General features: G+C 64.3%; 20 protein-coding genes and 1 pseudogene. 4 read left to right on the top strand and 17 right to left on the bottom strand.

What is annotated here, in order from left to right; genetic code table 11:
* The first annotated feature begins 5 nt into the window (after positions 1-5).
* Both ACE10Z_RS04595 and ACE10Z_RS04590 read left to right on the top strand, forming a co-directional pair.
* Positions 6-776 carry an enoyl-CoA hydratase/isomerase family protein gene (locus ACE10Z_RS04595; RefSeq protein WP_375786870.1) on the top strand — a complete coding sequence of 257 codons (771 nt, stop codon included), beginning with the start codon at positions 6-8 and terminating at the stop codon, positions 774-776.
* A gap of 71 nt (positions 777-847) precedes the next feature.
* A complete protein-coding gene (locus ACE10Z_RS04590; protein ID WP_375790105.1) occupies positions 848-2,023 on the top strand; it encodes an ABC transporter substrate-binding protein in 1,176 nt (391 codons plus the stop codon).
* Positions 2,024-2,178: 155 nt separating this feature from the next.
* Here the strand turns inward: ACE10Z_RS04590 and dhaK are convergent, their stop codons facing one another.
* From dhaK to ACE10Z_RS04525, 13 genes are all read right to left on the bottom strand, one after another.
* The gene (dhaK, locus tag ACE10Z_RS04585; protein ID WP_375786869.1) at positions 2,179-3,162 is read right to left on the bottom strand and encodes a dihydroxyacetone kinase subunit DhaK; all 984 of its coding nucleotides are present in this window, start codon (positions 3,160-3,162) and stop codon (positions 2,179-2,181) included.
* Positions 3,163-3,194: 32 nt separating this feature from the next.
* Positions 3,195-3,617: a hypothetical protein gene (locus tag ACE10Z_RS04580; RefSeq protein ID WP_050405512.1), complete on the bottom strand. Its 423-nt coding sequence runs from the start codon at positions 3,615-3,617 to the stop codon at positions 3,195-3,197.
* Positions 3,610-5,229 (bottom strand): phosphoenolpyruvate--protein phosphotransferase, encoded by a 1,620-nt coding sequence (gene ptsP / locus ACE10Z_RS04575; protein WP_375786868.1) that lies wholly within the window; start codon positions 5,227-5,229, stop codon positions 3,610-3,612. Before ptsP ends, ACE10Z_RS04580 begins: the two co-directional genes overlap by 8 nt.
* A gap of 1 nt (position 5,230) precedes the next feature.
* A complete protein-coding gene (locus ACE10Z_RS04570; protein ID WP_371821719.1) occupies positions 5,231-5,533 on the bottom strand; it encodes an HPr family phosphocarrier protein in 303 nt (100 codons plus the stop codon).
* A 31-nt stretch (positions 5,534-5,564) separates the two neighbouring features.
* Positions 5,565-5,957, bottom strand: coding sequence for a dihydroxyacetone kinase phosphoryl donor subunit DhaM (gene dhaM / locus ACE10Z_RS04565; protein ID WP_092118687.1), 393 nt, complete (start codon positions 5,955-5,957; stop codon positions 5,565-5,567).
* Complete coding sequence (gene dhaL / locus ACE10Z_RS04560) at positions 5,954-6,577, bottom strand: dihydroxyacetone kinase subunit DhaL (protein WP_375786867.1); 624 nt, start codon at positions 6,575-6,577, stop codon at positions 5,954-5,956. Before dhaL ends, dhaM begins: the two co-directional genes overlap by 4 nt.
* Before the next feature lie 21 nt (positions 6,578-6,598).
* Entirely contained in the window at positions 6,599-7,624 is a 1,026-nt protein-coding gene (locus ACE10Z_RS04555) for an ABC transporter ATP-binding protein (protein WP_375786866.1), read from the bottom strand.
* Positions 7,617-8,714 carry an ABC transporter ATP-binding protein gene (locus ACE10Z_RS04550; RefSeq protein WP_375786865.1) on the bottom strand — a complete coding sequence of 366 codons (1,098 nt, stop codon included), beginning with the start codon at positions 8,712-8,714 and terminating at the stop codon, positions 7,617-7,619. The genes ACE10Z_RS04555 and ACE10Z_RS04550 overlap by 8 nt, the downstream gene beginning before the upstream one ends.
* A 4-nt stretch (positions 8,715-8,718) precedes the next feature.
* Entirely contained in the window at positions 8,719-8,847 is a 129-nt protein-coding gene (locus tag ACE10Z_RS04545) for a hypothetical protein (protein WP_371817950.1), read from the bottom strand.
* Between the two features lie 83 nt (positions 8,848-8,930).
* Complete coding sequence (locus ACE10Z_RS04540) at positions 8,931-9,893, bottom strand: carbohydrate ABC transporter permease (protein WP_375786864.1); 963 nt, start codon at positions 9,891-9,893, stop codon at positions 8,931-8,933.
* Positions 9,890-10,864, bottom strand: a complete 975-nt coding sequence (locus ACE10Z_RS04535) for a carbohydrate ABC transporter permease (RefSeq protein WP_375786863.1) — start codon at positions 10,862-10,864, stop codon at positions 9,890-9,892. Before ACE10Z_RS04535 ends, ACE10Z_RS04540 begins: the two co-directional genes overlap by 4 nt.
* A 73-nt stretch (positions 10,865-10,937) precedes the next feature.
* A complete protein-coding gene (locus tag ACE10Z_RS04530; protein WP_375786862.1) occupies positions 10,938-12,296 on the bottom strand; it encodes an ABC transporter substrate-binding protein in 1,359 nt (452 codons plus the stop codon).
* A gap of 588 nt (positions 12,297-12,884) precedes the next feature.
* On the bottom strand, positions 12,885-13,349 hold the full coding sequence (locus ACE10Z_RS04525; RefSeq protein ID WP_375786861.1) for a RidA family protein: 465 nt from the start codon (positions 13,347-13,349) through the stop codon (positions 12,885-12,887).
* 517 nt (positions 13,350-13,866) lie between these two features.
* Here ACE10Z_RS04525 and ACE10Z_RS04520 point away from each other — a divergent pair.
* Both ACE10Z_RS04520 and ACE10Z_RS04515 read left to right on the top strand, forming a co-directional pair.
* The gene (locus ACE10Z_RS04520; RefSeq protein ID WP_097673702.1) at positions 13,867-14,118 is read left to right on the top strand and encodes a hypothetical protein; all 252 of its coding nucleotides are present in this window, start codon (positions 13,867-13,869) and stop codon (positions 14,116-14,118) included.
* A gap of 169 nt (positions 14,119-14,287) precedes the next feature.
* Positions 14,288-14,437 (top strand): hypothetical protein, encoded by a 150-nt coding sequence (locus ACE10Z_RS04515; RefSeq protein ID WP_375786860.1) that lies wholly within the window; start codon positions 14,288-14,290, stop codon positions 14,435-14,437.
* Between the two features lie 13 nt (positions 14,438-14,450).
* Here ACE10Z_RS04515 and ACE10Z_RS04510 read toward each other — a convergent pair.
* From ACE10Z_RS04510 to ACE10Z_RS04495, 4 genes and pseudogenes are all read right to left on the bottom strand, one after another.
* Positions 14,451-14,639: pseudogene (locus ACE10Z_RS04510) on the bottom strand (helix-turn-helix domain-containing protein); the annotation flags it as partial.
* Entirely contained in the window at positions 14,636-15,976 is a 1,341-nt protein-coding gene (locus ACE10Z_RS04505; protein WP_375786859.1) for a TRAFs-binding domain-containing protein, read from the bottom strand. The pseudogene ACE10Z_RS04510 and the gene ACE10Z_RS04505, both read right to left, overlap by 4 nt.
* A 12-nt stretch (positions 15,977-15,988) precedes the next feature.
* The gene (locus ACE10Z_RS04500; protein ID WP_375786858.1) at positions 15,989-16,339 is read right to left on the bottom strand and encodes a hypothetical protein; all 351 of its coding nucleotides are present in this window, start codon (positions 16,337-16,339) and stop codon (positions 15,989-15,991) included.
* A 346-nt stretch (positions 16,340-16,685) separates the two neighbouring features.
* Positions 16,686-17,825 carry a patatin-like phospholipase family protein gene (locus ACE10Z_RS04495; RefSeq protein WP_375786857.1) on the bottom strand — a complete coding sequence of 380 codons (1,140 nt, stop codon included), beginning with the start codon at positions 17,823-17,825 and terminating at the stop codon, positions 16,686-16,688.
* Between the last annotated feature and the right edge of the window lie 100 nt (positions 17,826-17,925).

Raw genomic sequence — 17,925 nt, 5'->3', positions numbered from 1 at the left:
TGAACATGTTGCGATTGGGAAGCGTGAACTACGAGGTCCGGGGCAAGATCGCGGTCTTGACGCTCGACGAGCCGAACAAGCTGAACGCCCTGACCACCGGCATTCGCGAAGGCATTCGAGAAGGCTTGAAGCGCGCCGATCAGGACGACCAGGTCCGCGCAACCGTCATGACGGGCGCGGGCGGCAAGGCATTCTGTGCCGGCGCCGATATCGGCAACTTCGATTTCGACCCGGAGAAGGCGCGCGCGTTCTTCATCGACGCCATGCATGTTCTCACTGCGCCGGAACGGGCGCTCAAGCCGGTCATAGCCGCGGTCAACGGCATCGCCTATGGCGGCGGCTTCGAGCTTGCGATTGCCTGCGACTTCATCATCGCCGCGGAAAGCGCCCGTTTCGCCGTGCCGGAGATCAAGCTCGGGCTATTGCCCGGCTTCGCCATCGTGCGTCTGGCCGACATCGTCGGCCGCGCGAAAGCCAAAGAGATGAGCATCCTCGGCGAGCCCGTCAGTGCTGACGAGGCATGTCGCCTCGGCATCGTATCTCGCGCCGTCCCCGACGACAGCCTTCTTCCCGAGGCGCTGGCGTTCGCGGAGCGCATTGCCGCACAGCCCCGCCTTGCCGTGCAGATGGCGAAATCGTTCTACAACCGCGGGCTCGGTGGCGACGAGATGCGCCACGCGATCGACGGCTTTCCGTTCCTGTTGACGCATGCCGACGCACGCGAAGGCATCGGCGCCTTTCGCGAAAAGCGCAAGCCCCGATTCGGCGACAGCTAGCTGACCTGAACCAACCACCCACCATAAGAAAAGAGGGAGACTACGTGAAGAAGCATTTCCTGGCTCTGGCCATGCTTGCGGCGGCGACATCGACGGCGACCGCGCAGATATCGAATGACGTCGTCCGCATCGGCGTCCTGACCGATCTTTCCAGCTGGGGTCGCGACAACAGCGGTCCCGGCTCGGTCGAGGCGGCGAAGATGGCGGTCGAGGAATTCGGCCCGACGGTTCTGGGCAAGCCGATCGAGATCGTCAGCGCCGATCACCAGATGAAAACCGATGTCGGCCTGCAGATCGTGCGGGACTGGTTCGACAACGGCAAGGTCGACGCCGTTGCCGACATCCCGAATTCGGGAATTGCGATCGCCGTTCACAACATGGTCAGGGAACGCAACAAGATCGCCCTGCTCTCCGGGCCCGGCGCCAGCTCCCTGACCGACGAGCTGTGCAGCCCTAACACGGTGCACTTCGCCTACGACACCTATGCACTTTCCAAGGTGACGGCCTCGGCGGTCCTCAACGAGGGCGGAAAGTCCTGGTTCTTTGTCACCGCGGACTATGCGTTCGGCCAACAACTGGAGAAGGACGCCACACGTTTCATCAAGGAGCTGGACGGCAAGGTTCTCGGCAGCGTGCGGCATCCGACCAACACGGCGGATTTTTCCTCCTTCGTCCTGCAGGCGCAGAACTCGAAGGCCGATGTGGTGGCATTCGCGAACGCCGGCCAGGACACCGACAACGCCATCAAGCAATCCGGCGAATTCGGGCTGGTCCAGGCTGGACAGAAGCTGGTCGGCCTCCTGATGTTTGACACCGACGTGCACGCCGTTGGCCTTCAGGCTGCGCAAGGCACCTACATGACCACGGCTTCCTACTGGAACATGGATGAAGCGACCCGCGCCTGGTCGAAGAGGTTTTTCGCCAGGACCAAGGTGATGCCGACCATGATCCACACCGGCGTCTACGGCTCCGTGCTGCACTATCTCAAGGCGATCCGGGCGGCCGGTACCGACGATCCGGCCGCAGTGATGGCCAAGATGCGTGAATTGCCGATCGAGGACGCCTTTGTGCACGGCGGCAAGCTGCGCGAAGACGGCCGTGTCATTCGCGACATGTACCTCGCCCGCGTCAAGAAACCGTCCGAGTCGAAGGAGCCATGGGACTACCTGGAGATCGTGAAAACGGTCAAAGGCGAGAACGCCTACCGGCCCGTCAGCGAGTCGAAGTGCGCGCTTCTCAAGAAATAAGGCGATTCAGGCTTGGCAACAGAGGTCAAGCCCAAGTGACCTTTACGAATGCGACGCGCCGGTCGAATCCGGCGCGTCTTGCCTGCCGAAGCTACGGTTGCGCGGCGAAGGCGGACTGCCTCAACGAGGCCCCATGCCGATAGCAGCGGCGGCGATCACCATTTCAATGCGGCCGTGCGCACCGGGGCGTCCCACAGCGCGGACGTCTCGGCATCGAGCAGGCTCACGGTGAGCGAGCAGCCGGCCATATCCAGCGAGGTGACGTAGCTGCCCACCAGCGAGCGCGCGATGCGCAGGCCGCGCTGCTCGAGCATGCGGCGCGCCGCGTTGTACATCAGATAGAGCTCGATCGTCGGCGTGCCGCCGAAGCCGTTGACCAGCAGCAGCGCCTCGGAGCCTGCGGGAACGGCGAGATCCTCCGCAATGGCCGTCGTCATTTCCGATGCGATCGCGTCGGCCTCTGCGAGCTTGACGCGGCGGCGGCCCGGCTCGCCATGGATGCCGACGCCCATCTCCATCTCGTCCGCGCCGAGCGCGAAGGTCGGCGTGCCCGCGGCCGGGACCGTGCAGCTGGTCAGCGCCACGCCCATCGAACGCGTCCGCGCGTTGACGCGCTCGCCGAGCGCCACGCAGGTTTTGAGATCGGCGCCCTTCTCGGCGGCCGCACCGACGATCTTCTCGACGATCAAGGTGCCGGCGACGCCCCGCCGCCCGATGCTGTAGGTCGATTTCTCGACCGCGACGTCGTCATCGGTCACGATGGTCGCGGTGCGGCCCTCGGCGATCTCGGCCGCCATCTCGAAATTCATGCGGTCGCCTGCATAGTTCTTGACGATGAACAGCACGCCGGCATCGCCCGCGACCGCCTGCGCGGCCTCGACGATCTGGTCGGGCGTCGGCGAGGTGAACACCTGTCCGGGACAGGCCGCATCCAGCATGCCGTAGCCGACGAAGCCGGCATGCAGCGGCTCATGCCCGCTGCCGCCGCCCGAGACCAGCGCGACCTTCTTGCCGTTCAGCTCGCGGCGGCGAACGAATTTGCGCTCGGCGCCGAGCACGACCAGATCGGCATGCGCAGCGGCGAAGCCGTCGAGGCTCTCGCCGAGCAAATTGTCGACCGCATTGATGAACTTCTTCATGGTGTCCTCCCCGCTTCGTTCGGCGTTCTCGCCTATTTTTCCCGCATGATGCCGATCAGGCGCCGCGTGAATTCCTGCAGCAGCGCGTCGAGCTCGGCATTGCGCTTGGCGCTGCCGAGATCCGGCAGATGCAATGTCAGCGTCCGCTCGTGCGATCCTTCGCTCAGCCGGCCGACGCGGCGCGGGTGCGCGCGCGCATAGGCGCGCAGGAAGGCGGTCTTCGCCTGCGGCGGGAAGTGGCAGACATCGAAGATCGTGTTGAGATGCTGCACCGGGATCGGCACCGGGTAGGCCGGATTGCTGATCTGGCTGACGAAGCTGCGGTTCTTGCCCATGGCATGGGCGAGGCGCAGCCGCATGCCCGACGGGCGGCTCTCCAGCACTTCCTTGAAGATGCGCTTGTAGGCCGCAACCGCGCCGGCTTCGGGCGCTTCATCGGCCGCCGTGTCAGCCAACGCTGCCTCCGCTGCTCAGCCGGTCGATGGTCTGCTTGATCTGCGCCAGCGCCGATGCGTTCACGGACAATTCGCGCAGGCCGCAGTTCAGAAGTGCGGGAACACAGCGCGGATCACCCGCCATGTCGCCGCACAGGCTGACACTGACGCCGGCGCGGCGGCCGTGCTCCGCGGTCCGCGCGATCAGTTCGAGCACTGCGGGATGCAGGGGGTCCATCAGGGGGGCGAGAGCTCCGTTGGAACGATCGCAGGCCAGCACATATTGCGCGAGATCGTTCGAGCCGATCGAGAAGAACGACGCCTTGAAGCTCGAGACCGCCAGGGCCGCCGCCGGAACCTCGACCATGATTCCAAGCTCCGGGAGCATCGCGGCAATGCCGTCCGCCTGCAAGCGCTGCACGATGTCGGCGAACAGCTTCCGTCCTGCCTCGAGCTCGTCGGCCGACGTCACCATCGGGAACATGACCTTGAGATTTCCGCGCACCGCGGCGCGGGCCAGCGCGCGGAGCTGGACGGCAAAAATCTCGGGCCGGGCGAGGCAAAGCCGCAAGCCGCGCACGCCGAGGAACGGATTGGCCTCGCCATCGAATGTAAAGCCGGGCACCGGCTTGTCACCGCCGGCATCGAACGTGCGGATCGTAACCGGCCGCGCTCCGGCCCAGCGCAACACCGCGTCATAAGCCTGGAACTGGGTCTCCTCATCCGGCAGGTCGCTCCGCCCGGCGAGCAGGAATTCCGTCCGCATCAGGCCGATGCCGTCGGCATATTGCGCATCCGCATCATCGAGGTCGTCGACGCGCTGGATATTGATCAGGAGCTTGATATGTTCGCCGCGCCACGAGGCCGTCGGCCGCCGCAGGATCGCGCGCGCGGATGCCCTGCTCTTGCGATGGCTCTCGCGCCGCTTCTCGAAGATCCGCACCTGCTCGGCGCTGGGATCAAGCTCCAGCGTCGCGCCTTCGCCGTCGAGCAGTGCCGTGACGCCGGCATTCGGGATGGCGCCGAGCTGCACGACCATCGGGATGCCGCGGGCACGCGCCAGCATCGCGACGTGGCTGGTCGGACTGCCATGCAGCAGCGCCAGGCCGCCGCCGCCGGACCAGTCGATCTCCAGGAAGCGCGAGGGCGGCAGGTCGTCGGCACAGACGACGCCTCCGCTCGGGATCTTCAGCGGCTCGCCCTCGTCGCCGCGCAGGATGTGGATCACGCGGTCGCGCAGGTCCGCAAGGTCCGACGAGCGGGCCTGCAGATACTCATCCGCCGCCGAATTGTACTCCGCGATCTGCTCGTCGAGCGTCGTGCGCCATGCGACGTCGGCCGGACGCCCCTCGCCGATCGACGCGAAGATCGCTTCGATCAGATCCTCATCCTCCAGCAATGCGACCTGGAATTCGAGGATCTGCGCGGCTTCGCCGCCGGCGCTGGCGGCAAGATCGGCGATCTGCCCGCTCGCGAGGTCGATCGCCTTGCGCAAGGCGAGCGCCTCCTCGACCAGCGTGCCGGCGACCCGCTCGCCGCCGGCGCCCGCATCGACGCGGACCAGCGGACCATGGGCAAAGCCGATCGAGGCGGTCCTGCCGCGGTAGGCCGATCCTGCAGCGCCGCCCTGCATGCTAGCCTGCTCCATCCGGAAAATCGCTCGCAACCAGATCGACCAGGGCCGCGACGGCGGCCTCGGCGTCGCTGCCGGAGGCCTTGATCTCGATCGTGCTGCCGTGCGCGGCGCGCATCGCCATGATCTTGGCCACGCTCTTGGCGTTGATCCACTCGGGCGCGCCCGCGACCCGCACCGAGATCTGCGCCTGGAACTTCTTGGCGAGCTTGGTCAGCTTGACCGCCGGGCGCGCGTGCATGCCCACCGCATGCACCAGCCGCACATTGCCGGTGAAGATCTGTCCGTCCGCTTTATCAAGCATACTCATCATCCATCATCGTATCGCCGCCTTCTCAGTCGGCAGAGAGTTCCTCGGCCACGGCCTTGACCTGGGCCAGCGAGCTGCCGCCTGCCGCCTCGGTCGCTGCCATCACGGCGCCTTCGACGATCGGCGCGTTGCAGACCACAACGAGATCGCGCCGCGCGGGCTCCAGCATCTCCACCGCCATTTCGCTGTTGGTTTCGGCGCCGCCGAGATCGACCAGCACCGCGACGCCCTTCGGAGACCAGGCGTCATTGATGGCGTCGATGATCAGCGGCACGCTGGTGCCCAATCCGCCGTCGGGATTGCCGCCGCAGAACGCCACCTTGACCTCGCTGCCGACCATCTGCCGCACCATGTCGGCGGTTCCCTTGGCGATGTCGCTGGAGTGCGAGACGATCACGATTCCCACAGTGTCGGTCATGCCCGTGCCTCCAGGCCGGCGCACACCGCCTGCACCAGCACGCAGCTCGACCGCGCGCCGGGATCGACGTGCCCGACGCTGCGCGCGCCAAGGAACGACGCGCGCCCCTTGGTGGCCTGCATCGGCGCCGTCCGTTCGACCGCCTCGCTCGCGGTGGTGCGCACCCGCGCGATCAGATCCGGCTGGCCGGCCGCCGCCTTCAACGTCTCCAGTACGGGAACCAGCACGTCCAGCATCGTCTTCTCGCCGGCTTTCGAGCGGCCGCGCGCGCTCACCGCATTCACGGCGCTGCCGAACACGTCGGCGAGATCGTCGGGCAGCTGCTTGTCATGCGAGAGCGCCTCGCCCGCGGCAAGGAAGAAGCTGCCATAGAGCGGCCCGGAGGCGCCGCCGACCGTCATCACCAGGGTCTTGCCAATCATCTTCAGCGCTTCGTCGAGCGGCTGCGCCGAGATCGCATCGAGCTTGCCGAGCACGGCTTCGCAACCGCGCTTCATGTTGGTCCCGTGGTCGCCATCGCCGATCGCCTGATCCAGGCTGGTCAGCTCCGGCGCGCTGGCGATGACCTGCTCTGCGGCCGCCTTGACCAACGACTTCAATGTCTCTGATGGCAACGACATCTCCTCGATCCTCTCGCCCCTCTAATGAACCGCCGCGGCAATGCGTTGCCCCGCGCGGTCGAAACACAACGGACGCACCAGATGCAAGTCGACCTCCTGGCCGGCCTGCAGCGGCTGATGCGGATCCGCCAGCGTCACCAGCGTCTCGCCCTTATAGTCCAGATGAATATGATTCTGCTCGCCGAGGTGCTCGACCCGATGCACACGGCCGACCATCTGCCCGCCGTTGCGCGCGGCGAGCTGAAGGTGCTCGGTGCGAATGCCGACCGTCTCGGTTCCGGCAGGTATCGCGACATCGGAGAGCAGGCGAGCCGGCAGGAAGTTGATCTGTGGCGTGCCGAGCCGCGAGGCGACGTAGCTGCTGGACGGGCTTTCGTAGATCTCCCGGGGCGTGCCGAGCTGAAGCAACTGGCCGTCCCTGATCACGCCTATACGCGAGGCCATCGTCATCGCCTCGACCTGATCGTGGGTGACATAGAGGATGGTCGCGCCGAGCTCGATCTGGATCCGCTTGAGTTCGAGCCGCAGCTCGGCGCGGAGTTTTGCGTCCAGCGAGGACAGCGGCTCGTCCATCAGATAGATCGAGGGATCACGGACCAAAGCCCGGCCGATCGCCACGCGTTGCATCTCGCCGCCGGAGAGGCGGGTGGCGCGGTTGTTCAGCTTGCTTGCGATATGCAACAGCTCCGCGGTCTGTTCGACGCGCTTGCGGATGATCGGCTCCGCCACCCGCCGCGCGGGAGAGCGCAGCGGAAACGCCAGATTGTCGTAGACCGTCAGATGCGGATACAGCGAATATTGCTGGAACACGAATGCGATATCCCGCGAGCCGGGCGGATCGTGCGTCACGTCGCGCCCGTCGATCATCACGGAGCCCGTATCGGGGCTCTCCAGTCCGGTGATCAGCCGCAGCGTCGTGGTCTTGCCGGCGCCGCTCGGCCCGAGCAGGACCAGGAACTCGCCGTCGTTCACCGTCAGCGACAAGTCGCGGACGGCTTCGATCGCGCCGAAGCGCTTGTTGACATTGCGCAGGGTGACGTCAGCCATGGCGCACGCCCTCCTCACTGGCGGTCCGGATCGCAAGGCCGCTGCCGATGTCGAACAGCGCCAGGCGCTCGGCATTGAATTCGAGACCGATGGTCTCTCCGATCTGCACCGACGCGCTGGAGGGCAGCCGCGCCGCGACCCGTCCATAGGCCGTGTCGACGGTGACGATCTGCGTGGTGCCGAGATACTCCGCGCCGAACACCTCGCCGCGAACGGCGCCTGCGTCGGCGAAGCGGATATGCTCCGGACGGACGCCGAGCGCCAGCGGCGCGTTGGCACGGTCCTCGCGGATCTCCGGCACCGCAAGCCTGGTGTCGTGGAAGCTGACCGCGCGATCGCCGGATCGTAGGCCGCCCTCGAAACGCAGGAAGTTCATCGGCGGCGAGCCGATGAAGTCGGCCACGAACATGCTCGCGGGCCGGTCATAGACCTCCTGCGGCGTGCCGATCTGCTCGACACGCCCCTTGTTCATGACGGCGATCTGGTCGGCCATCGACATCGCCTCCAGCTGGTCGTGCGTGACATAGACCGTGGTTGCCTTGATGCGATCGTGCAGGTCGCGCAGCTCGCCGCACATCAGATGGCGAAACTCGGCGTCGAGCGCGCCCAGCGGCTCGTCCATCAGGAACGCCTTTGGCCGCCGCACCATCGCGCGCCCGAGCGCGACCCGCTGCCGGTCGCCGCCGGAGAGTTTCGAAGTCTTGCTCGACAGCAGATGCTCGATCCGCAGCATCCGCGCGGTCTCCTGCACCCGCTCACGAATCTCGCGCCTCGCCATGCCCTGGCACTTCAGGGGGAAGCCGATGTTCTCCCCGACATTCATGTGCGGATAGAGCGCGAACAGCTGGAACACGAAGGCGATATCGCGCGCGGCAGCACGGTGGAACGTGACGTCCTCGCCATCAAGCAGGATCTTGCCTTCGGTCGGCAGCTCGAGGCCGGCGATCATGCGCAAGGTGGTGGTCTTGCCGCAGCCGGAGGGTCCGAGCATCGCGAAAAACGTCCCGTCGTCGATCGTGAAGGTCGAGCCTTCCACCGCGGTGAACTGATCGAAGGACTTGCGCAGGTTTTCGATGCGGATCTGTGCCATGGCGCTATTCCGGAAAATGGCTGACGATGACGAAGCCGACCGTGCCGGCAAGGATCGTCACGAAGGAGTAGCTGTAGAGATCGATCGACCAGGGCTGCACCAGCATGATGATGCCGCCTCCGATCAGGGTCATCGCGACGGCCTCCCACGGCCCGCGACGAAACCAGCGCGCTACGCCACCCCGAGTTGCGCCATTCTTGGCAACCACAGACCCGCTCATTTGCGCACCGCTCCGAAGGTGATGCCGCGCAGCAGATGCTTGCGCAACAGCACGGTGAACATGACGATCGGGACGACGAACAGCGTGGTCGCCGCGGCAACCGCCGGCCAATCCTGCCCGCCCTCGCCGATGATGAAGGGAATGAAGGGCGGCATGGTTTGGGCCTCGCCGCTGGTCAGCAGCACCGCGAAGGCGTACTCGTTCCAGGAAAATATCAGGCAGAAGATCGCGGTCGCCGCGATGCCGGTGACGGCCTGCGGCAGCACCACCTTGCGCAGCGCCTGGAGCCGCGTATAGCCGTCGACCAGCGCCGCCTCCTCATACTCCCGCGGGATCTCGTCGATGAAGCCCTTGAGCAGCCAGACCGCGAGCGAGACGTTCACGGCGGTGTAGAGCAGGATCATGCCGAGCCGCGTGTCGGTCAGGTTGAGCTGCCGGTACATCAGATAGATCGGGATCGCCACCGCGACCGGCGGCATCATGCGCGTCGAGAGGATGAAGAACAGCAGATCGTCGGCCAGCGGAATGCGGAAGCGCGAGAACGCGTAGGCCGCGAGCGTGCCGAGGAAGACCGCGAGGAAGGTCGAGCCGAAGCCGATGATCAGCGAGTTGACGAAGCGCGGCACGACCTTGGACGGCCCGGCGATCACCATGTCCCGCTTGCGCACCAGCTTGTCGTACCAGGTCTCCGGCGGCGGCAGCTTGGCGATGAAGTCCGGCGTCTGCCGCGTCCGCACCGTGAACAGGTTCACATAGCCTTCGAGGGTCGGTTCGAAGATCACCTTGGGCGGATAGGCGATGGCATCGCTCTGCGACTTGAACGCGGTGGCGACGATCCACAGCAGCGGCAGGATCGTGATCACGGCATACAGGATGACGAGGCCGCTGGCGAACGCCTTGGTGCGCGGCGAGGCCTCGACTATGGAATGCGCTGTGGATTTGGTGGCGGCAGCGGTCATCGTTGCTTCACCTTGTTGAGCGTCTTGACGTAGATGTTGGCGGCGCCGAACACGGTCACGAACAGGATGATGGCAAGCGCCGAGGAATAGCCGGTGCGCCACTTCTCGAACGCCGCGCGCTTCAGCGAGATCGACACCAGCTCCGTGGTCGAGCCCGGCCCGCCCGAGGTCAGCAGATTGACCATGTCGAACATCTTGAAGTTCTCGATCGCGCGGAACAGCACCGCGAGCATCAGGAACGGCACCGTCATCGGCAGCGTGATCGACCAGAACTGCCGCCATGCCGAAGCGCGATCAACTTCCGCGGCCTCATAGATGTAATCGGGGATCGAGCGCAGCCCGGCGAGGCAGATCAGCATCACGTAGGGCGCCCACATCCAGGTATCGACCAGCACGATGGTCCACGGCGCGAGCGACACCTGCCCGGTCATGCTGAACGAGCTCGGCGGCACGCCGGTGAACAGGCTGATCAGATAGTTGAACGGCCCGATCTGCGGCTGCAGCAGCAGCGTCCAGAAATTGCCGACCACCGCCGGCGACAGCATCATCGGCAGCAGGATGATCGTGGTCCAGAAGCTGTGGCCGCGAAACTGACGGTTGATCAGGAGCGCCAGGCCGAAGCCGACCACCACCTGCAACGCCACCGACGAGATCACGAACTGCGCCGTGGTCTGCAGCCGGAACCAGACGTCCTCGTCGGTGAGGATGTCCCTGAAATTGTCGAGGCCAACGAACCGCAGCGGCAGATAGGACATGCTGAGGTTGAGATTGGTGAAGGACAGCCGGATCATCCAGATCAGCGGAAAGATGTTGATCGCCAGCAGCAGCGCGATCGTCGGCGCGACGAACAGCCAGGCGATGGCCCGGTCCGACAGGCCGTGGACGCGCCGCCCGGCGCGGGATTTTACAGGCTTGCTCACGCCTGGGATCGTAGCATGATCGGGTTGGAGGATCGTCGTCATCGTGTCCATCAGCGAGGCTGGGCTGGTTCGGATTCCCCGAGGCAGCCCTCGGGGAATCCAGTTCAGGTGAAGTATGGTGGCGCTATTGCGAGGCGACTTCCTTGCCCTGCTCCTTGAACACCTTGGTCCAGTCCTTGACCAGGAGATCGAGCGCCTGCTGTGACGTGCCCTTGTCGGCGACGACGTAGTCATGCACCCGCTTCTGCATGTCGAGCAGCAGCTGCGCGTAGGACGGCTCGGCCCAGAAGTCCTTGACGATGCCCATCGACTCCAGGAATTGCGGCGCGAACGCCGCGCTCTTCGGGAAGTCGGGGGCGTCGACCACCGCCTTGAGCGCCGAGTAGCCGCCGATCTGCCACCATTTCTGCTGCACGGCAGGCTGCGCGAACCATTTGATGTAGGCGAGCGCGTCGTCCTTGTGGTCGGAGGTTGCCACCACCGAGATGCCCTGTCCGCCGAGCTGCGTGAAATGCCCCTTGGGACCTGCCGGGTTGACGAAGAAGCCGATCTTGTCGCCGCCGACATTCGGGTCCTTGTAGAGGCCGGGGAAGAAGGCGAACCAGTTCATCTGCATCGCGACCTGGCCGGACTTGAAGGCATCAAGTCCTTCCTGCATGTAGGCGTTGGTCATGCCCGGCGCCGTGCAGCACTTGTAGAGCTCCTTGTAGAACTCGAGCCCCTTGGCCGCGTCGGCGGAATTGACGATGCCCTGCATCTGGTACGGCTTCTTCGGATTGTCGTAGGCGAAGCCGTAATTGTAGAGCACGTTGGTCACGCCCATCGTGATGCCTTCCGAGCCGCGCTCGGTGAAGATGTAGGCGCCATAGACCTTCTTGCCGTCGATGTCGCGGCCCTGGAAGAACTCGGCGATCTGCTTCAGCTCGTCATAGGTCTTCGGCGGCGCCAGATCGCGGCCGTACTTGGCCTTGAACGCGGATTGAATCTCGGGCCGCGAGAACCAATCCTTGCGGTAGGTCCAACCCACCGCATCGGCCATGGCCGGCAGCGCCCAGTAGTTCGGCGTGTTCTTCGGCCACTGCGAGTAGCCGACGACCGTCGCCGGGACGAAATCGTCCATCGAGATCTTCTCCTTGTCGAAGAAGTCGTTGAGCTTGACGTACCACTTGTTCTCGGCGGCGCCGCCGATCCATTGGCTGTCGCCGATGATCAGGTCGCAGAGCTTGCCGTGCGAGTTGAGCTCGTTGAGGAAGCGATCGGCGTAGCTCGTCCAGGGGACGAACTCGTATTTCATCTCGATGCCGGATTGCTTGGTGAAGTCCTTGCCCAGCTCGACCAGCGCGTTGGCCGGATCCCATGCCGCCCAGCACAGCGTGAGCTGCTTGCCTTGCGCTGCGGCTTGCCCGCCGCCGAGACCCCCGAGCGCAGCGGCCGCAACGACCGCGGACGCCACCGTACTGCGTAACCATCCCAATCTTCGCATATCCATTTCCTCCCTATCGTTGAAGCACCTAACTCGCCCGGCGTATCCGTGCCGGATCGACGCCGAGACTTTCGAAACCGAGTTGATGAGCGATGATGGAGAGCGAGACTGAACGCTTCCGGACATTGGGGTCCGGATGGCGAGGCTCCTCCCACACATCAGCTCGATGCACGATGTTTATCGTTTTTGTAATACTAAACGTATTACTAAATTCAGGAACCCGTCAAGCCGATTTCTTGCGAGCTTCGAGGAAGACCGGACGTCGCTATCGTACGAGGGAGAATCGCTGCAGTGCACCAACGTCGATAGCGAAAAACACCCAGCGCTGGGCTCAGCTTGATGTTTAGTGGATTATTTTACTGAACGTTCAGCGCAACGACGAGCGCCGTGCCCGCATCGCCGGACACCATCTGAAACGAGCGATGGCCAACGCCCGTGCCCGTTTCGCATCACCTCTTCGAAGCAAGGCGAACGCAATCGAACACGGCCAGTCGCGGAGGCCGATCGAGAAGTGTGCATTGCTTCGCGTGGCGCCGCCACGCATGGGCTCCGCGAAATTGGCATGGGAAGAGGAAGATGCGCTTCGGCCTAGCGCGACAGCGCTGCGATCGACTCGACTTCGATTGATGCGTTGCGCGGAAGCTGCGCGACGCCAACGCTGGTTCTGGTGTGCAGTCCCCGTTCCGGACCGAACAGCTCCATGATCAGCTCCGATGCGCCGTCGGCGACCGCCGTCTGACCGCTGAAATCCGTGGCGCTGTGCACGAACACGGTGAGCTTCAGGATCTGCGTGACATGGTCGAGCGCCCCGAGATGCGCCTTGATCGCAGCCAATCCGCGGACCAGCGCCAGGCGCGCGCCCCGCTTGGCCTCTTCCAGTGTGACATCACGACCAACCTGGCCGACGACATGCACCTTGTCGCCGTCGCGCGGAAGCTGACCGCTGACATAGATCGTGTCGCCATGGACCACGACCGGTGCGTAGGCGCCGCCGGCCGCCGCCGACATCGGCAGCTCGATGTTGAGTTCGTTCAGCCGCTGCTCGAGATTCACGATTGCTTGCCAGCGAACTGGCCTCCTGTCGGATCGCGTCGGCTTCTGAGCCAAGCGAAGCTCCGTCTTCTGCCGGGCGCTTCTGTTAGCCCGGTTCTACGTGAAGCGGTACCCAAGAACATGCTCTCGGAGCAATTCTGCCGGCGTCAGCGCTGCGCTCGGCTTGTCAGATATGCGCAGAGCATGTCCGGCCATGTCTCTGCCGCCAGACGGGAAATAGCCGTCATATTTTGGCCATAGCCCGTTTCTTAAAGGCCCGAGCGGGCCATGTCCCGCCTCTGTTTTGCGTCGCCTGGCCGGTGCGGTCGCTTCGCAACCAATCGCAGATCATCGCTGCGCCCCTCCCACATCCAGGATGGTCTGACAACAACAAGAGGACTTTGTAATGCGTAAAACTCTCGCGGCTGTCGCCGTGCTTTTGGCCTTCGCTTCATCTGCTGCTGAAGCTCGCGGCCGTCATCACCATCATCGACACTATGCCCATTCCGGTCGCCCCGCTGCGTGGTGCGGGTGGTTCATGCGCACCCAGGTCGGCAGCGATCCGGGCCCGCAATACAACCTGGCGCGCTCCTGGGCGCGATACGGCAGCAATGCGGGCGGCCCTTCGGTCGGCGCGATCGTCGTCTGGCGTCACCACGTCGGCAAGATCGTGGGCCACGAGAACGGCCAGTGGATCGTCCAGAGCGGCAACGATGGACATGCCGTGCGCACGCGGCCGCGCTCACTGGCCGGCGCGATCGCGTTCCGAAACGCTTACGCTTCGTTCTAAGGGAACTCTCGAACGCCTCTGCTAACATGCAAGCCGGCGACGTTCAGCGGTATACGAACCGTTCATCATCGCGGCTTACGTTCAAGCGGGGTTTCGCCCTGAAGCCCTCAGACGGGCGCCGTCACCTGCGTTGACCTGGTGGCGGCGCCTTTTTCAGGAATGCACTGGTTTGCCTCAGAAACCGAAGAAAGTCGCCGCTGCTTCGACGGCCGTTTCCTTTTGGTCGGCCGCTTACGTCAGCATCTGCAATGCCGTGACGGTATTCGCTGTGACCGGCGGCATTCTCGGATTCCTGCTGGCTGCCAAGCGTTACTTTTGAACATCCCGGTTCAGCGCTTTCCGAGAATGTTGCGCAGCAGGCTGGAGTTCGCCCGCCACTCGTCGCTCTGCAGCCGGAACAGGATCGAGGCCTTGTTCGGAAAATACTGGTACAGCGAGCCGACGCTGACGCCCGCCCTCTCGGCCACCCGTGCCGTGGTGAAACGCTGGCTGAGGTCGATGCTGGCGAAGCACGCGATCAGGCCGTCTTGATCTTGTCGATGACGGCGGACAGCCGCGCGCGCTTCACCGCGTCGGTGACGTATTGGAGACCGGCTTCGAGGTCGCGAAGGACACTGCTCACTTTCCATTTCGCTTGCCCCTCGGCAACCACCTGCATTGCCAGCTCCTCAGCCTTGTCGGGATCGCCGAGGTCAAAGGCCGCGGCAAGCTGCGTCGGGCGCAGCCATTCGTCGGCAAGCTGCAATCGTCTGGCCCGCTCGCAGGCGGCAATCGCGACCCGCACGGTGGCCTGCGCAAGATCCTCGTCGCCCGGGTTCCCCCGAGCGCGATAGAGACGAGGCAAGTTGCTGGAGCAATAATAGGCGTTGAGATCGAGCTCCATTCCCTGCTGATAACAGTCGATCGCCTTCTCGAGTTCCTCCTTGCGGCGAGGAGAGCCGGTTGGCGCGGCTCTGGCGAGACGTTTGTGGCGGCCACCCATCAAGCCGAGCCGTTCCGGCGTCGGGCCCGCGAAATCAATCAATGTCTGGATCTCGGCAATGGCTTGGATGTCGTCGCCGGCCTGGGCCGCGGCAAACGCACGATTTTCCTGCACTTCAGGCTCGTTGGCGAAGCGGTCGGGAAGCTTGCTAATGAAATCCAGCACGATGTTCCAGTCGGCGGCACCATCGACGCAGTCGCGCAGCATCAGCAACAAAGCGAGCGCCTTTGCATAAGTGGCGGGCGGACTCCCCTCGGTCGCGATCAGCGCTTGGGCCCGCGCCATGCGCTGATCCGGGGCCGCCGCGCGCACCGCACGTATCTTGGTCTGGAATGCGGCTTGCTCGGCGAGCTGGCCTCGCATCACGGTCGCCTTGCGTGGATCGACCTTGTCGGGATAGCCCGGGATCGACTGATTCATCGGCGAAATGCCCGCAGCAAGCGCCTTGATCGGCTCCTTGATCGCGGCATGCATCGCGGCCGCGGTCGCCTCGGTGATCTCGCCCTCGGGTAGCGGGTAGCGGACAGTCCGCATCTGGACGACGTCGAACAATTGCTTGGACCAGTCGGCCGCAAGCAGGACGCATCCGGTCTTCTGCGATGCGTGGCGAATGCCAACCTCGTAATAGACGTTGCCGTTGGGAATGGTCATGTCGGCCAGCACGAGATCGGCGAAGTAGATCCGCTCCAGCATTTCGCTGACGATCAACGCGCTGGTGTCCTGATCGGCGCGCACCGGCTGATAGCCCAGTGCCTTGATAGCCGGAACGTAAGCCCGATCCCAGAGCGCGTTAAAATCGATCTCTGCCGGACCAAACTTGGGGTCGGCCTGGGTCGGCTTGCGACCGTAAGGCATGATCATGAAACACGATGGCATCTTGCAATTCCTTCAGTCCCATAATTTTCTTGTATCCAACCAGTAGATCCGAGTCGTCTTGCGCCCCGCCTCCTCCATCAGGTGCTTCGCGCCGCCAGGGCCATCGCCGCCCTCGCCGTTCCACAGGCAGATGAAGGCGATCTTCTCGTCACCGAACCGGGCGGCGCGCTCCAGCATCCATTGATTGTCGCGCTCGTAGGCGTTTTCGCCGGCCGGCAGCGGCCCCAGTTCGTCGGGCATGACGTGGAGCGTCGCTTTCGATTTCGCGGCGAAATAGCGCGCGCGCCAACTGCCGCCGGCGAAATCCACCGAGCCGGCAAGGAAGGTCGGCTCATCGAACGGGATATAGATTTCAAGCCGCATGCCCTGCGCGAGAGCGGCTTCCGCAAACAGGAGATCGCCGCCGCAAGCCCCGCCGCAGATTGCAAGATCGCCTTCGCGGACCCCGATCCGCGCAAGCGCTGCGGCAATCGCAGCGGCCGCAGCGGGCTCCTTGTCCGGGGGAAAGCGTGGCGTTTTTCGCTCTGGCGCATCGATCATGTGACCGCTGAAGAGAACCACCGTATTCGGTGGTTTGGCGTCTGGTTCCGTGGCCATCGCGACACCTCGACTCATGATTGGATCATTGTGTCCAGGTGACGAACTTAACTGAAGGCAAATTCCTTGTCGAAGCCGGGATCCGCGTGTTGTGACGCCGCGCTGCGCGCCGTCACGTGATATCGAAGGCCGGCGGGAAATGTTCCGGCCTGACCTGCTCCTGCGCGGCAAGCTGTCCGATACCGGCGAGTTCGTCCATGTTCTTCGGGTCGTCCATCGCTGCGACCTTCGCAAGCGCGTCCGGCGTTCGATCGATGCGGAGCTTCTCCTTCAGCCAAGCCGTTTCCAGCAGCACGTTGTAACGCGCATAAGTCGCGAGTTGCGGCCCGTTCTGGCTGTCCGCGATCATATCCGCCACCGCGCGATCGATCGGCCACGGCGTCAGGCAATTGGTCAGCCATTGCAGCATGCCGTGATTGTGCCGGCTGCAATCGTCCATGAGCGATTGCAGCGAGCGCACACCCTGCTCCGCCGCCGGCATGCGGACGATCTGGTCGGTCGAATACGTTGCCCTGAATACGCCGGTGCCCGCCGAGATCAGCAGCAGCTTGTCCTTGCCGCTATGCCAGCGAAAGCCGTGGCCATGGAGGGCCGCGAGCATCAGGAGTTGCAGGGCCGGATCGTTGAACGGGCTGACGCCGCCGTCGACGAAGGCGCCGTTGACCGTGTTGCCGTTGCGCCCCGAGATCGTGATCTCCTGGGGTTTGAAATAGGTTGGCGCTGCGGTGCTGGCGCGCACCACCTCGGTCAGCCGCAGCGCGCAGTCCTGCTTGGCAAAGACCGCGTCCGGATTGTTATGCAGCGGCCAGGGACTGCCGGTATCAAGGCGTTTGGTCATGATCATCAAGCCGGTGCGGATGTGGTCGCTGCCGAGCACCGTATCGGCGCCGAGCTGCTCATCGAGCGCGCGCTGCAAGGCGTCGGAATTGAATTTCGGCGCCAGCAGCCCCCGCCGCCAGAACGATTCCTGAAAGATGTCCGTGCCGATCGAGCGGTAGAGCTTCTTCAGGGCGTCGACAGTCATGCCGCAGGCGAGCCCGGCCGCGATGATCGATCCGGTCGAGTTGCCGCCGATCAGGTCGAAGTAATCGCACAGCAACAGGTCCTTGTTCTTGTACCGCTCGCGCAACTGCGTCTCGATCGCGGCCAGATATTCGAGCGTCAGAATGCCGCGAATGCCGCCACCGTCGAGCGCCAATATCCGCTTCGGTCCTGCTTCACGATCAAGATGCTGCTGCTTGGTCTTCGGCATGATTGCCCCTCCCGACCATGACTTTGCTGAACTCGATACGGCCGACCGATCACGGCCGAAGGCTCAATTGGTCGTGCGTCCAGGCGCGAACGGCGCCAGG

Origin of the sequence: Bradyrhizobium sp. Pha-3, from assembly GCF_042258615.1 — a bacterium.
Taxonomy (GTDB): Bacteria; Pseudomonadota; Alphaproteobacteria; order Rhizobiales; family Xanthobacteraceae; genus Bradyrhizobium.
This window is presented reverse-complemented; position numbering and strand designations above follow the sequence as displayed.